General features: G+C 70.1%; 13 protein-coding genes. 7 read left to right on the top strand and 6 right to left on the bottom strand.

Features of this window, described 5'->3' with window-relative positions:
* Positions 1-65: 65 nt before the first annotated feature.
* Genes IU449_RS20815 through IU449_RS20805 form a run of 3 tightly spaced genes read right to left on the bottom strand, consistent with a single transcriptional unit; the run spans position 66 to position 3,690 of the window.
* Positions 66-1,490 carry a vWA domain-containing protein gene (locus IU449_RS20815; RefSeq protein WP_195003815.1) on the bottom strand — a complete coding sequence of 475 codons (1,425 nt, stop codon included), beginning with the start codon at positions 1,488-1,490 and terminating at the stop codon, positions 66-68.
* 1 nt (position 1,491) lies between these two features.
* On the bottom strand, positions 1,492-2,385 hold the full coding sequence (locus IU449_RS20810) for an AAA family ATPase (protein ID WP_195003814.1): 894 nt from the start codon (positions 2,383-2,385) through the stop codon (positions 1,492-1,494).
* A gap of 39 nt (positions 2,386-2,424) precedes the next feature.
* The gene (locus tag IU449_RS20805) at positions 2,425-3,690 is read right to left on the bottom strand and encodes a glutamate-5-semialdehyde dehydrogenase (protein WP_195003813.1); all 1,266 of its coding nucleotides are present in this window, start codon (positions 3,688-3,690) and stop codon (positions 2,425-2,427) included.
* Positions 3,691-3,784: 94 nt separating this feature from the next.
* On the opposite strand from IU449_RS20805, the gene IU449_RS20800 reads away from it, so the two are divergent.
* The 3 genes from IU449_RS20800 to IU449_RS20790 all read left to right on the top strand — a co-directional run bounded on the left by IU449_RS20800 (position 3,785) and on the right by IU449_RS20790 (position 8,204).
* Entirely contained in the window at positions 3,785-4,687 is a 903-nt protein-coding gene (locus IU449_RS20800) for a ribokinase (RefSeq protein ID WP_195003812.1), read from the top strand.
* A gap of 85 nt (positions 4,688-4,772) precedes the next feature.
* A complete protein-coding gene (locus tag IU449_RS20795) occupies positions 4,773-5,990 on the top strand; it encodes an RtcB family protein (protein ID WP_195003811.1) in 1,218 nt (405 codons plus the stop codon).
* 81 nt (positions 5,991-6,071) lie between these two features.
* Entirely contained in the window at positions 6,072-8,204 is a 2,133-nt protein-coding gene (locus IU449_RS20790; RefSeq protein ID WP_195004095.1) for a RecQ family ATP-dependent DNA helicase, read from the top strand.
* A 19-nt stretch (positions 8,205-8,223) separates the two neighbouring features.
* Here IU449_RS20790 and IU449_RS20785 read toward each other — a convergent pair whose 3' ends face one another.
* Together IU449_RS20785 and IU449_RS20780 are read right to left on the bottom strand one after the other, a co-directional pair.
* Complete coding sequence (locus IU449_RS20785; protein WP_195003810.1) at positions 8,224-8,532, bottom strand: hypothetical protein; 309 nt, start codon at positions 8,530-8,532, stop codon at positions 8,224-8,226.
* Complete coding sequence (locus IU449_RS20780) at positions 8,529-8,780, bottom strand: hypothetical protein (protein WP_195003809.1); 252 nt, start codon at positions 8,778-8,780, stop codon at positions 8,529-8,531. Before IU449_RS20780 ends, IU449_RS20785 begins: the two co-directional genes overlap by 4 nt.
* Positions 8,781-8,938: 158 nt before the next feature.
* Here IU449_RS20780 and ligD point away from each other — a divergent pair, with 158 nt between their 5' ends.
* The 4 genes from ligD to IU449_RS20760 all read left to right on the top strand — a co-directional run bounded on the left by ligD (position 8,939) and on the right by IU449_RS20760 (position 12,434).
* Positions 8,939-9,901, top strand: coding sequence for a non-homologous end-joining DNA ligase (ligD, locus tag IU449_RS20775; protein ID WP_195003808.1), 963 nt, complete (start codon positions 8,939-8,941; stop codon positions 9,899-9,901).
* A 280-nt stretch (positions 9,902-10,181) separates the two neighbouring features.
* Positions 10,182-10,892, top strand: coding sequence for an ESX secretion-associated protein EspG (locus IU449_RS20770; protein WP_195003807.1), 711 nt, complete (start codon positions 10,182-10,184; stop codon positions 10,890-10,892).
* A gap of 97 nt (positions 10,893-10,989) precedes the next feature.
* Positions 10,990-11,364 carry a hypothetical protein gene (locus tag IU449_RS20765; protein ID WP_195003806.1) on the top strand — a complete coding sequence of 125 codons (375 nt, stop codon included), beginning with the start codon at positions 10,990-10,992 and terminating at the stop codon, positions 11,362-11,364.
* The gene (locus IU449_RS20760; RefSeq protein WP_195003805.1) at positions 11,361-12,434 is read left to right on the top strand and encodes a hypothetical protein; all 1,074 of its coding nucleotides are present in this window, start codon (positions 11,361-11,363) and stop codon (positions 12,432-12,434) included. The genes IU449_RS20765 and IU449_RS20760 overlap by 4 nt, the downstream gene beginning before the upstream one ends.
* Before the next feature lie 16 nt (positions 12,435-12,450).
* Here IU449_RS20760 and IU449_RS20755 read toward each other — a convergent pair whose 3' ends face one another.
* The gene (locus tag IU449_RS20755; protein WP_195003804.1) at positions 12,451-13,611 is read right to left on the bottom strand and encodes an erythromycin esterase family protein; all 1,161 of its coding nucleotides are present in this window, start codon (positions 13,609-13,611) and stop codon (positions 12,451-12,453) included.
* Positions 13,612-13,638 lie beyond the last annotated feature (27 nt).

Genomic DNA, 13,638 nt, shown 5'->3' with positions numbered 1-13,638 from the left:
CTCTCGTCGAGACAGGATCGACGGGCCCGCTCGATGCGTTAACCGCGCACGCGCCTCGGCGACGATCAGACCGGCAGCAGTCGGGAGACCACCTCGGTCAGCTGCCTGGCCGAGCGGCATTCGTGCATCTCGATGACGTCGAGGTACTTGTCGGCGGCCGAATCGCCCGATCCCCAGTTGTGCGTCGGCTCGGGATTGAGCCAGTGCGCGTGTTTGGCGGTGGCCACCAACTCCTGCAGGGTGTCCAGGGCCGGGTCGCGGTAGTTGGTGCGGGCGTCACCGAGAACGAGCAGCGAACTGCGACTGGTGACGGCGTCGGGAAAGTGTTCGGCGAAGGACCGCAGCGCGTTGCCGTAGTCGGAGTGCCCGTCGAAGCCGACCACGTCGGCCTCGGTGAGGATGCGCGTCATCGACTGGTCGAGCTGAGTATGCGGGTCGAAGAAGCGGGTCACCTCGTCGGTGTTGTCGACGAAGGCGAAGATCCGTACCCGGGAGAACTGCTCGCGCAGCGCGCTCACCAGCAGCAGCGTGAAATTGCTGAAGCCGGCCACCGAACCGGAGACATCGCACAGCAGAACCAGTTCCGGACGTCCCGGGCGCGGCTTCTTGTTGACCAGGTCGATCGGCACGCCGCCGGTGGACATGGACTTGCGCAGCGTCCGCCGCAGATCGATCTCCCCACGCCGGTGATGCCTGCGCCGCACGGCCAGTCGGGAGGCCAGCACCCTGGCCAGCCGCTGGGTGCCGCGCCGCAGTTCGGCGAGTTCCCGTTCGGAGGCACGCAGGAAGTCCACATCCTCGGCTTGGCGGGCGACGCCGTAGTTGGCGACCCGCTCCTTGCCGATCCGCTCGGCCACCCGCCTGCGGGTCTCGGCGTCGACACTGGCGCGGAACCCCTCGATGCGCTGACGGGCCGCGCGCCGGGCGACCTCGGTCTCGAACTCGCCCGCGTCGGGGCCCAGCGCCATCCCGGCCAGGATCTTCGCCAGCAGCGTCTGCGGTTGCACGTCCTTGAGCGCCTGGTAGGCCGAGAAGGACGGGCCACGCGCGGATTGGTACTGCCCCATCTGCTCGACCATCTGGGCGGCCATCTGGTCCAGTCCGTCGGTGTCCTGCTGGGCCAGCATCTCGGCCAGCATCTCGCGCAGTGCGGGGATGTCGACCTCGCCGGAGGGCTTGCGCGGGATGTCGACGATCTCCTCGACGGTGGCTCGCTCACCGACCGCGACCGGGAACCACAGGTCGAACAGCCCGTCGAAGGTGGCGCGGTGGGTGGTGCGGCGCAGTAAGGCGCACGCCAGGCCCTCGCGCAGCACCTCGCGGTCGAACAGGTCCAGCACGGTCACGACGCGGCCCGCGTCCACCGTTTCCGAGGGGCCGACCGGGATGCCGCGCGCCCGCAACGCCTCGACGAAGCCGACGAGGTGCCCGGGGATGCCGTGTTCGGCGCGCAACGACACCGGCGTCTGCGGGGACGATCCGGCGCTCATGTCAGGCCAGTTTCAGCTCGGACAGCGCACGCTCGTGATCGCTGCGATGCTTGAGCACGACACCGAGGGTGGCGCGCACGGTCGTGTCGTCGAGATCCTTCATGCCCAGCGCGAGCAGGGTGCGCCCCCAGTCGATGGACTCGGCGACCGAGGGCAGCTTCTTGAGCTGCATGCCACGCAGCACGTGCACGATGCGCACCAGCTGCGCCGAGACCGCGGCCGAGAGTTCCGGCACCCGGCTGGCCAGGATGCGACGCTCGAGTTCCTCGTCGGGGAAATCCAGGTGCAGGTACAGGCAGCGGCGCTTGAGTGCCTCCGACAGCTCTCTGGTGGCGTTGGAGGTCAGCACCACGAACGGCTTGCGGGTGGCGGTGATGGTGCCCAGCTCGGGGACGGTCACCGCGAAATCGCTGAGCACCTCGAGCAGCAGACCTTCGATCTCGACGTCGGCCTTGTCGGTCTCGTCGATCAGCAGCACCGTGGGATCGGTGCGCCGGATCGCGGTCAGCAGCGGGCGGGAGAGCAGGAACTCTTCGGTGAAGACGTCGGCTTTGGTCTCCGACCAATCGTTTTCACTGGACGCCTGGATCCTCAGGATCTGCTTGGCGTGGTTCCACTCGTAGAGCGCGCGGGCTTCGTCGACGCCCTCGTAGCACTGCAGGCGCACCAGTTCGGCACCGGAGGTCTGCGCGACGGCGCGGGCCAGTTCGGTCTTGCCGACACCGGCCGGGCCTTCGATCAGCAACGGTTTGCCCAGCCGATCGGCCAGGAACACCGAGGTGGCCGTGGATTTGTCGGCCAGGTAGCCGGTGGTGGCGAGCCGCTCGACGACATCGTCGACCGAGGTGAAGATCGGCTCCTGGGGTGCGTCGGCCACTGGTCTGTCCTTCCTCATCCGAGCGCACGGATCGCGCTCGGTGCAATCTCTACCGCGTCACGCGGGCCTGATCTGGCCCTCGCCCCACACAATCCATTTGGTCGAGGTCAGCTCCGGCAGCGCCATCGGACCGCGCGCGTGCAGTTTCTGTGTCGAGATGCCGATCTCGGCGCCGAAGCCGAACTGCTCGCCGTCGGTGAAGGCGGTGGAGGCGTTCACCATGACGGCGGCGGCGTCGACCCGGCTGGTGAAGGCGCCCGCGGCGGCCAGATCACCGGTGACGATGGCCTCGGTGTGGCCGGTGCCCCAGGTGTTGATGTGCTCGACGGCGGCGTCCAGGTCGTCGACGACCTTCATGGCGATGTCGAGGGTCAGGTACTCCTCGGCCCAGTCGGCGTCGGTGGCGGGCACCTGGCCGGGCAGGTCACCGTGGATGGTGACGCCCGCGGCCTCGAGAGCGGCGGTGAGCCTGGGCAGCGCGGTGTCGGCGACAGCACGGTCGATGAGCACGGTTTCGGCCGCGTTGCACACGCTGGGCCTGCGGGTCTTGGCGTTGATCAGGATGCGCTCGGCCATGTCCAGATCGGCGGCGGAATGCACGTAGACGTGGCAGTTTCCGGTGCCGGTCTCGATGGTGGGCACCGTCGCGTCCCGGACGACCGCGTTGATCAGACCGGCGCCGCCGCGCGGGATCACCACGTCGACCAGGCCCCGCGCCTGGATCAGATGGGTCACGCTGGAGCGGTCGTGGCTGGGCAGCAGGTGCACGGATTCCTCGGGAATGCCCTGGCTCCGCAGCGCTTCCCGCAGGATCTCGACCAGCGCGGCGTTGGACTCCGCCGCCGAGGACGAGCCGCGCAGCAACGCCGCGTTGCCGGACTTGAGGGCAAGACCGAAGGCGTCGACGGTGACGTTGGGGCGCGCCTCGTACACCATGCCGACCACACCGAGCGGCACCCGCACCTGGCGGGTCTGCAGCCCGTTGGGCAGCGTCGAGCCGCGCACCACGACACCGATCGGATCGGGCAGACCGGCGACCTGGCGCAAGCCGGAGGCGATGCCGTCGATGCGATCCTCGGTCAGCCGCAGCCGGTCCAGCAGCGAGGCCTCGGTCCCCGCGGCCTCGGCGGCGGCGATGTCCCTGGCATTGGCGGCCAGCACCTTCTCGGCGGACGCGAGCAGGAGGTCGGCCGCGGCGTGCAGGGCGTCGTTCTTCTGCGCGGTGGTCAACTGGGCGAGGGCGCGCGCGGCCACCCTGGCCTCACGCGCGGCCTCATGCACTGCTTCGCGCACATCGAACTCGGCCGTCGTCTCCACCGTCATGGGGTACAGCCTACGCACCGGGACGAACGAGTTTCCGGCTGCTCCACCTCCCGATCGTCCGCGGGGGCGGCGGGTCCGTGGTTGGGTTCTCGGCATGGACGTTCTGGGCACGGACATCGGCGCGGAGCGGGCGCGACGAGCACCCGTCATCGCGGTACTCGGCAGCGTGAACATGGATCTGGTGACCACTGTCACACGACGGCCCGAGCCGGGCGAGACGATCGCGGGCCGCGATTTCGCCACCGTGCCCGGCGGCAAAGGCGCCAATCAGGCCGTCGCGGCGAGCCGGTCCGGCGGGCGGGTGCGGTTCCTCGGCGCGGTCGGCTCCGATGTGTTCGCGCCGCGGCTGCGTGAACTGCTCGGCGAGTCCGGGGTGGGCATCGAACGACTGCGCACCGTCGAGGGGCCGAGCGGGATCGCGACCATCGTCGTCGAGGGCGACGGCGAGAACAGCATCATCGTGGTCGGCGGTGCGAACGCGACGGTGACCGAACTCGACGCGGACGATCTCGCCGTCGTGGCGGACGCGGACATGTTGCTGTGCCAACTGGAACTGCCGGTGCCGACGGTGGCTGCCGCGCTGCGGCACGCACGGGCCCACTCGACGATCACCATGCTCAATCCCTCACCCGTGCGGGATCTTCCGGACGGACTGTGGGCCGATGTCGATATCGCGGTGGTGAACCGTGACGAGGCGCGGCGCCTGGGTGCGGTCCTCGACCGGATTCCGCACGTGGTGACCACGCTCGGTGCCGACGGCGCGCACCACCGTGGGCCGGACGGCTCGGAACTGTCGGTGCCCGGGCCGGCGGTGCCGGTGGTGGACACCACCGGCGCGGGCGACGCGTTCACCGGGGCGCTGGCGGTCGCTTGGCGCCGAGGCCCGCGGCGGGCGTTGCCCTGGGCATGCGCTGCAGGTGCGCTGGCCACGACCACCCTCGGTGCGAGCGCCGCCATACCGGACCACGCGGCGATCGCGGCGCTGCTTGGCCGATAATTCGAGTGCCTTTTCGCCCACGGCTGCCTACCGTGGAATTCGCGGGCGGCTACTGCGTCGCCGGCGAATTCGGAAGGATCGAAGCATGTTTCCCGTCGAGCTGTCCGGTGCCCGGGCACGGACGTTGATGTGGGCCCACGAGAGCGATATCGAGGCGGCCGCGCTGCAACAGCTGCGCAATATCGCCCGACTGGAATGGGTGCACGGCGTTCGGGTCATGCCGGATGTGCACCTGGGGAAGGGGGCGACGGTCGGCTCGGTCATCGCGATGCGAGATGCGGTCGCGCCCGCGGCGGTCGGCGTGGACATCGGCTGCGGAATGGAGAGCGTCCGCACCGATCTGACCGCCGCCGATCTGCCCGACGACCTGCGGTCGCTGCGCTCGCGCATCGAGGCGGCGGTACCTGTCGGCTTCGCCGCGCACCGGCACGAGGTGCCGGTGAAGGCGCTGGCCGGACGTCCGTCCGGTGCCACCACGGCGATTCTCCGCTCCGGGTGGGACCGATTCTGGTCGCGGTTCGGCGAACTCGACGAGCGGGTCGCGCCGCGTGAGTCCAAGGCGCACAAGCAGATGGGCACCCTCGGCGGCGGCAACCATTTCATCGAGGTCTGCCTGGACACCGACGATCAGGTGTGGATTCTGCTGCATTCCGGGAGCCGCAATATCGGCAAGGAAATCGCCGAGCGGCACATGGAGGTGGCGCGCAAGCTGCCGCACAACCAGAATCTGGTCGATCGCGATCTGGCCGTATTCCTGGCGGACACCCCCGAAATGGCGGCCTACCGGCACGACCTGACCTGGGCGCAGGAATACGCCGCGCGGAATCGGGCGGTCATGCTGGCGCTGGTCTGCCAGGCCGTGCGGGAGGAATTCCCGACCCGCGAGGTGCGTTTCGACGTCCCCATCTCCTGCCACCACAACTATGTGGCCGAAGAGGTGATCGACGGCACGCCGATGCTGGTGACCCGTAAGGGCGCGGTCCGCGCGGGCAAGGGCGATCTGGCGCTCATCCCCGGCTCCATGGGCACCCGCTCCTACGTGGTCCGCGGCAAGGGCAACCCGGACTCGTTCGATTCCGCCTCGCACGGCGCGGGACGGCGGATGAGCCGCAACGCCGCCAAGCGGCAGTTCAGCGTGGCCGACCTGGTCGCGCAGACCGAGGGCGTGGAGTCGCGCAAGGACGCCGGAGTGCTCGACGAGATCCCCGCCGCCTACAAGAACATCGACGAGGTCATCGAGGCTCAGCGCGATCTCGTCGAGGTGGTGGCGACCCTGCGCCAAGTGCTCTGTGTGAAGGGCTGACCTGCCCGGCCGGATGTGGATCGCTCGATGTCCACATCCGGTCGGCCGCCGGGCTGTGCGCTGTCGGTGGCGTGGGGCACGATGGGGTTCGTGACCACGGCGAGCGGAAGTCCTGCGATCGACCTCACCGCACCCGACCTGCGCGAGCGGGCCGAGGAGCTGCTCCGCGAACTCGCCGGGCCGCACGCGCGACTGCGCGAGGACCAGTGGACCGCCATCGAAGCGCTGACCGTGCGAAGGCAGCGGGCCCTGGTGGTGCAGCGCACCGGATGGGGCAAATCGGCGGTGTACTTCATCTCCGCGAAGCTGCTGCGCCGGGCCGGGCGCGGTCCGACGGTGATCGTCTCGCCGCTACTGGCACTGATGCGCAACCAGGTGGCCGCCGCCGAGCGCGCCGGGGTGGTGGCCGCCACCATCAACTCCGGCAATGTCACCGAATGGGACGAGATCCACCAGCGGGTTGCCCAGGGCGAGATCGACGTGCTGCTGGTCAGCCCGGAGCGGTTGAACAATCCCGATTTCCGCGATCAGGTGCTGCCCCGGCTGGCCGCCGACGCCGGGCTCGTGGTGATCGACGAGGCGCACTGCGTCTCGGACTGGGGACACGACTTCCGGCCCGATTACCGCCGCATCCGCACCCTCATCGCCGATCTCGGCGCCGACGTCCCCGTGCTCGCCACCACCGCCACAGCCAACGACCGCGTGGTCACCGACGTCGCCACCCAGATCGGGACCGACACCCTGGTACTGCGCGGCAGCCTGGACCGGGAGTCGCTGCATCTGTCGGTGGTGGCCTTCGACGACGCGGTGAAGCGCACGGCATGGCTGAGCGGCAGGCTGCGCCAACTGCCCGGCTCCGGCATCATCTACACCCTCACCGTGGCCGCCGCCCACGACCTCGCCGACGTGCTGAACTCCAACGGTCACCACGTCGCCGCCTACACCGGCCAGACCGACCCGGCCGAACGCGAGGTCCTGGAGAACGCGCTGCTGCGCAACGAGATCGAGGCGCTGGTAGCCACCTCCGCGCTGGGCATGGGTTTCGACAAGCCGGATCTGGGATTCGTGGTGCACGTGGGCGCGCCCTCCTCCCCCATCGCCTACTACCAGCAGGTCGGCCGCGCCGGGCGCGGCACCGAGCGCGCCGAGGTCATCCTGCTGCCCGGCCCCGAGGACGCCCGGATCTGGAGCTACTTCGCCTCGGTGGCCTTCCCGCGCGAGCACATCGTGCGCAGCGTGCTCGACGCGCTCGATCACGACCGGCCCATGTCGACGGTCGCGCTGGAGCCGATGGTCGAGTTGAACCGGTCGCGGCTGGAAATGGTGCTGAAGGTGCTCGATGTGGACGGCGCCGTGCGCCGGGTACGCGGCGGCTGGCTGGCGACGGGGCAGCCGTGGGAATACGACGCGCCCCGCTACGAGCGGCTGGCGGCCGCCCGTGAGGCGGAGCAGCAGGCGATGCTGGATTACCAGCGCACCACCGGCTGCCGGATGAACTTTCTGCGCCGCCAGCTCGACGATCCGAGCCTGCCCGCCCTGGACGGCCGGGTGCCGGGCTGCGGCCGCTGCGACAACTGCACCGGGCAACGCCCCGATATCACCGTGGACGCCGATGCGGTCGCCGCCACCCGCGCTCGGCTCGACCGGCCCGGCATCGACCTCACCCCGCGCAAGCAGTGGCCCACCGGCATGGCGAAACTCGGCGTGCCGCTGTCGGGGAAGATCACGGCGGGCGCGGAGACCGGGCGGGTGGTCGGCAGGCTCACCGATCTGGGTTGGGGCCAACGGCTGCGTGCCCTGTTGGACGGGCCGGACGGGCCGGTGCCCGACACCGTGTTCGACGCCTGCGTCGCCGTACTCCGTGAATGGGACTGGGCAACGCGTCCGGCGTCGGTGCTCGCCCTGCCCTCCGAGCGGCACCCGCTGCTCGTCGACAGCCTGGCCGCCCGTCTCGCCGAGGTCGGCAGACTGCGACCGCTGGGCACCATGCCCCTGCGGCCGGGTCGGCCGCCGGTCTCGGCGGCGAACTCCGCCCACCGTGTCGCCGGGCTGTACGACTCGTGGGAGGTTCCCGACCTGTCCGGTGTCGAGGGCCCGATCCTGCTCGTGGACGCCCGGACCGACACCGGCTGGACCTTCACCGTCGCCGCGCACGCACTGCGCCGGGCGGGGGCCGAGGCGGTACTGCCGTTCGCCCTGGCGAGCGTCACCTGAGCTGGGCTGCGACCGTCCGCTAGAGGCTGAGGGTGGCTCTCAGGCTCGCATCGAGCGCTTCGGTCTCCTCCGGGGTGAGCCTGCCGACGTGAGTGCTCAACCACGGACGGTAGGCGCGGTGCAGTTCCAGCGCGTCGACCCAGCCGTGGTCGGTGTAGACGCCGAGCACATGTCCGGGATCGTTGTCGACCACGGGGACGACGTGCACCCAGCGATACGGCGAGATGATGACCGCCGGATCCGAAACCAGCACCACGGTGCTGCGACGCGGCAGCGGTGTGCCGTCACTGAGCGCCGGGGTGTAGGTCCAGATCTCGCCGCGCTTCACGCGGCCCCGCGGGAACGGCGCCTGGCATCGACCGCCGCCTGCTCGGCGATGTCGACCTCGACGCGCGCGGCGGCCTGCTCGGCTTCCTCGTCGACCGACAGCTCGGACAGACTGTCCTGGACGAGAGCAGTGCGCAACGCGGCGTTGACGACGTCGGACAGGCTGCGGTCCTGCCGTTCGGCGGCCGCCTGCGCCCACGCGGCGACCTGAGGATCCAGGGTCACCGAGACACGTGCAGCCTTGCTCATGTCCCTATGCATACCAGTCCCGGCCACCCGGCGAAACCGGTCTTCGCGGAAGGATGTCCTGGTGGGGGACTCGCCGGTATGGCGAGCCGCGTGCGGGAGGCGAACGGCGGCGTGCCGATCACACGCCCTGACCGCGTGGAGGCGCTAGGGTCGCAGAGATGGCCGGTAAGTCGGCGGCCCCGGCGGTGGAACTCGACGTCGGCGCCCATCGCGTGCGTATCTCGAATCCGGACCGGGTCTACTTCCCGGAGATCGGGGCGACCAAGCTCGATCTGGTGCAGTACTACCTCGGCGTCGGTGACGGCATCGTCAACGCACTGCGGGAGCGGCCGTGCATGCTGCACCGTTTCCCGAAGGGTCTGGCCGGAGACAAGGTCCACCAGAAGCGACTGCCCGCGGGGGCGCCGGATTGGGTGCACACGGTGCGGGTGTCGTTCCCGCGCTACGGCCGCCATGCCGACGAATTGTGCGTCCGGGAGCTCGCGGAGGTCGTGTGGGCGGTCCAGATGAGCACCGTGGAGTTCCATCCGTGGAATTCGCGGGCCGCCGACACCGAGCGTCCCGACGAATGGCGCATCGACCTCGATCCCATGCCCGACTGCCCGTGGTCACGGGTGCAGCGGGTGGCGGGAGTCGTGGAAGAGGTGCTCGGCGAACTCGGCGCGACCGGCTGGCCGAAGACCTCCGGCGGCCGCGGCCTGCACGTCTACGTGCGCATCGCGCCGGAATGGACGTTCACCGAACTACGCCGCGCGGCCATGGCTTTCGCCCGCGAAGTGGAAAGGCGCGCGCCGCGGGACGTGACGACCACGTGGTGGCGACGCGACCGCGACCCGCGGCTGCTGTTCGTCGACTACAACCAGAACGCCCGCGACCACACCATCGCCGCCGCCTACTCGGTGCGCGGCGTCCCTCGGGCGACGGTCTCCACCCCCGTCCGCTGGTCGGAGATTCCCGAGATCGACCCCCGCGACTTCACCATGCGGACCGTGCCCGCCCGGTACGCCGAACTCGGCGATCTGCACGCCGGTATCGACGACGCGGTGTTCCTCATCGACGAACTGCTCGAATGGGCCGACCGTGACCGCATCGAGCCCGATCCCGCACCGAACGAGGATTAGCCGCTCCGGCGCGGGAGGGGCGTCGTATCCGCCCGCTTCGCCGCCCGATCACCCGGTTTTCGTCGTGTACCGCCGAGCTTTCGCGCCGGTCGGCGCGGGCCGCGACTCGGTCGACCTCGGCCGGCCGGGGTGTGCCGGGCAGATGCCGCGGCGGGACGATCTCACGAGCGCCGCGACGCGCGAGACCGGTGCGCAGAATCCACCGTTCAGGGTGGGGTCGGCACACGACACGATCCGGGGGGCCGGAGCCCGCGGAAGCGAAGGCGGCATAATCGGCCCGGTGCATTGGATTTTCACGCCGGACGAGTTCGCCCATGTCTGGCGGGAGACCGACATCGACCGGCCGCCGTATCCGCTGCGCATCCTCGAATCGCCACGCACCGAGCACGCCGCGGAGGTGATGCGTGCCGCGCTGGCACAGAAGTTCCCACCGGGTGCCGACCCGGATCTGACGGCCTGCCTGCGCATCATGGCCGATCCGCATACCCGGTTCCTGGCGGTCGGCCAGGGCTCCGACCCACGGGCCGAGCTGCGGCTGCTGGCGTGCGTGGTGTTCGATAGGGCGGTGCTCGCGGTGCAGGGCCGTTCGACGCGGGTCGGTCAGGCGGGCGCGGTACGGATTTCGATCGGTCACGCCGCGAAGCTGGGAGCGGGCATCGCGAGTGTGCTGCCGAAGGCGCCCGCCGGCCGCGAGCCCGCGCGGGCCGCGTCGACGGGGGCGATCTACGACACCGAGGCGGTGCGCCCCGCGCCCGAGGTGGCGCGGATCCGCAGGCTGTTGCTGTCGAGACATGTTTCTTCCGGGCACATCCGGATCGAGCCGCGACTGGATCGGCCGCAGCCGCCACCGCCGGTGCACTACACCTGGATGGATGTCGAGGGTGACGGCCGGTATCTGCTGAAAGCAGACGAGGCCGTGCGCGTCGTGCCCGCCTCGGTCGAGCAAGTGGCGGGACAGCTGCAGAAATGGGTGCCGTCCCGAGCCGGGTGAGCGCGACACGGGCGACGGTGTCGGCCGGAGCGGTTAGGCTGAATCGGACACGACCGGTGGGCGTTCCGGTCGGACCGACCGATCGCTGGGGGTGCGCATGACGCTGGAGTCGAGCCGAGCCGATATCGCGCGGTTCAAGGAACAGGCCGGCAGGGGTGAGGTGCGATTCGATCCCGAAGCCGCCCGCCGCTGCGCCGAGATGTACGAGCAGCAGGCCGATCGGCTGCTGCATCTGCGCGATCGGATCGAATCGGTCACCCAGGCACAAGGTTTCGGCGGATTCGATTCGGCCAAGCAGCTGCAGGCCGGTTTCGGGCACAAAGCACGCGATGCCGCGACACTGCTCGACCACTACATCGAGGCGTCGTACCGCATGAAAGAAGCGTTTCTCATCAGTGCCGGGCTCTACGAGGAAGCCGATGCCGCCAACGCCGCGGCGCTGCGCGCGATCGAGACGAGGCTGCCCCGATGACCGGCACCGATCCGACCTACATCAGCTCGATGGAGCACTTCGAGTCGATGTCGCACGAAGAGATCTATGCCAAGACCCAGCAGATCGACGCCGGTGAGATCCTGCGCGCGTCGGGGGTGTGGCTGGAGGCGGCCGCCACCGTCGCCGGCGCGATGCCGCTGACGAGGGCCGCCGCCGACCGGATGATGAACTCGATGGAGTGGGAGGGCGCCGCCGCTGACGCCGCCTACGCCAGCACCCGCAGTTTCGCCGATTCGGTAGAGGAACTGACCTCGGTGATGGGGCAGGTCGGCGCCCGCCTGGGCGCGGTCGCCGCGGCCGCCGAAGCGGTGAAGCTCGCCGTTGTGCCGCCCGGTGATTCGGGTCCGATCGGCGCGATCGCCCGTCTGCTGGAGGCCGCCAAGGTCATCGACGCGCAGATGATGCAGGAGGCACTGCGCCAAGAAGCCGTGCTCGCGATGAACATGATCTACAAGCCCGCCTACTCCGCGGCGGGCACCGGCGTCCCGGCGCTGCCCGAGCCGCCGGGTCTGCTGCGGGTTCCCGGCGGGCAGGATGCCACGCCGCCGCAGAAGTCGGCGCCCGCACCGGCCGCCGATGCTCCGCCCGGCGCCGGTGACGCCCCGGAATCACCAGAGCCGCCGTCGGATTCCGCTCCGCCGAGCGGGGACTCCGCTCCGGACGGAGGTGCGACGCCGGGGCCGGAGTCCGAGCCGACTCCACAGGACCCGCCGACCGATCTGGGCCCGAGCGCCGAACCGGCACCGAGCCCGGAACCCGTTCCCGAACCAGCACCCTCAGCCCCTCCGACTCCGGAAGCGCCGCAGGAACCCGACCCGAGCCCCGCGCCGGAATCGCAGGCTCCACCCACGCATACCGAGCCTGCGCCGGAACCCGCGCCGCAGCCCGCTCCCCCGCCGCCCGCTCCGGAGCCCCATGTCGGCGAGTCGGGGCAGCTCCCCGATCCCGGTGGCCAGCCCGGCGTGACCGGCCCGATTCCCGACGGAGCACAAGGAGCGGCACACGAATCGGGTATGGATCAGCCCGGCGTGATCCCGACCAGGTCGTGACCAGGAGGCGGCGGGCTCAACCTGCCCGAACCGATTCGGTGACCGCCACCCCGTCGACGACGTGCAGCACCGCGTCGGCTCCGTCGAGAGTGTCCCGATCGAGCGGGAAATAGCCCTGCATCGGGTCGGTGTCGGTGCGAACCCGGCCCGCCGGAAGGGTATCGGGCGCGGACAGACCCCACCCGGACGTCCGGGCCTGCAACACGCTCTCGATCGTGCCGGGGGCGGGCTCGCCGAGTTCGATCGTCGCACTGCGGCCGAGACTGCCTGCGACGAAACGGTATTCGTCCGGGTGCGCGGCGTCGAAGATCGCGCCCGCGCTGAACCATTCCACCGTGACCTCGCCCATGCGCATCGACCCCGGATTGCGTTGCAGGTGCAGGTTGTGGGCGAAGACCAGGGTGGCCCCGCGCGCGGACTCGACGGACCGGATGTCGGCCAGGTTCTCGGCCATGCACGCGTCCCTGGTGGCGCACATCCTGGTCAGCCGGTCACGTTCGTCGATGCGTTGGGCGCATTTCGCGTGATAGCGCAGCAGGTGGACAGCTGCCATGAGATGCATGCGTGCCGTGTGCCATTCGTCGCGAGAAGTCGCCGCGATCAGAGCCGGTGTGCGGATCGAGAACTCGAGGGACATGTCGTCGGCGATGGTGCGGAGCTGCCGGGCTTCGGCCGTCAGGCCGGGGGATGCTGCCGGGTCGAGCACCGCTTCGGTGCGGCTCCACTGTTCGTCCTCGCCGAGCAGGCCGGCGAGGTCGACACCGTAGTCCAGGTAGTCGCGGGCGAATTCGAGGTAGCGGCGCGGGCTGGGTGCGCTCATGGTCTCGAGCGGTGCGTCGAAGCCGTGGAAAGCGAGGCGGCGCTGCGGGGGCAGCGTCGCGTTGTGGTCGCGCATCCAGGTCACCAGTTGCCGGTTGGCGGGAAAGGCTCCGAAGCCGTGGGAGAAGCCCTTACGCATGACCGTGTCGAGATCGCCCACGCCGCGACGGACGTAGTCGTCGACCACGCGCGCGGCCACCCGATCGGTTTCCAGGGCGATGGAGGCGAACCCGTGCTCGGCCAGTCCGGCGAACAGTTCGTTGCGGAGCCAGGTGATCGAGGGCTCGAGGTGGGTGGGCTCGCCCACCGCGAGCACGGTGCAGGAAGGCGTCAGGAACTCACGAATATCTCTACTCATGTGTCTCGATCGTATCTCTGAAAGCCC

Origin of the sequence: Nocardia higoensis (genome assembly GCF_015477835.1) — a bacterium.
Classification (GTDB): Bacteria; Actinomycetota; Actinomycetes; order Mycobacteriales; family Mycobacteriaceae; genus Nocardia; species Nocardia higoensis_A.
Note: the sequence above shows the minus strand (reverse complement) of the source record. Positions and strands in the feature narration are given on the sequence as shown.

Bases quoted from the DNA above. Each gene is read 5' to 3' on its own strand.
- IU449_RS20765 (WP_195003806.1), top strand. From the start codon at position 10,990: ATGACGCTGGAGTCGAGCCGAGCCGATATCGCGCGGTTCAAGGAACAG.
- IU449_RS20795 (WP_195003811.1), top strand. From the start codon at position 4,773: ATGTTTCCCGTCGAGCTGTCCGGTGCCCGGGCACGGACGTTGATGTGG.
- ligD (WP_195003808.1), top strand. From the start codon at position 8,939: ATGGCCGGTAAGTCGGCGGCCCCGGCGGTGGAACTCGACGTCGGCGCC.
- IU449_RS20800 (WP_195003812.1), top strand. From the start codon at position 3,785: ATGGACGTTCTGGGCACGGACATCGGCGCGGAGCGGGCGCGACGAGCA.
- IU449_RS20760 (WP_195003805.1), top strand. From the start codon at position 11,361: ATGACCGGCACCGATCCGACCTACATCAGCTCGATGGAGCACTTCGAG.
- IU449_RS20780 (WP_195003809.1), bottom strand. From the start codon at position 8,780: ATGAGCAAGGCTGCACGTGTCTCGGTGACCCTGGATCCTCAGGTCGCC.
- IU449_RS20810 (WP_195003814.1), bottom strand. From the start codon at position 2,385: ATGAGGAAGGACAGACCAGTGGCCGACGCACCCCAGGAGCCGATCTTC.
- IU449_RS20755 (WP_195003804.1), bottom strand. From the start codon at position 13,611: ATGAGTAGAGATATTCGTGAGTTCCTGACGCCTTCCTGCACCGTGCTC.
- IU449_RS20790 (WP_195004095.1), top strand. From the start codon at position 6,072: ATGGGGTTCGTGACCACGGCGAGCGGAAGTCCTGCGATCGACCTCACC.
- IU449_RS20815 (WP_195003815.1), bottom strand. From the start codon at position 1,490: ATGAGCGCCGGATCGTCCCCGCAGACGCCGGTGTCGTTGCGCGCCGAA.
- IU449_RS20805 (WP_195003813.1), bottom strand. From the start codon at position 3,690: ATGACGGTGGAGACGACGGCCGAGTTCGATGTGCGCGAAGCAGTGCAT.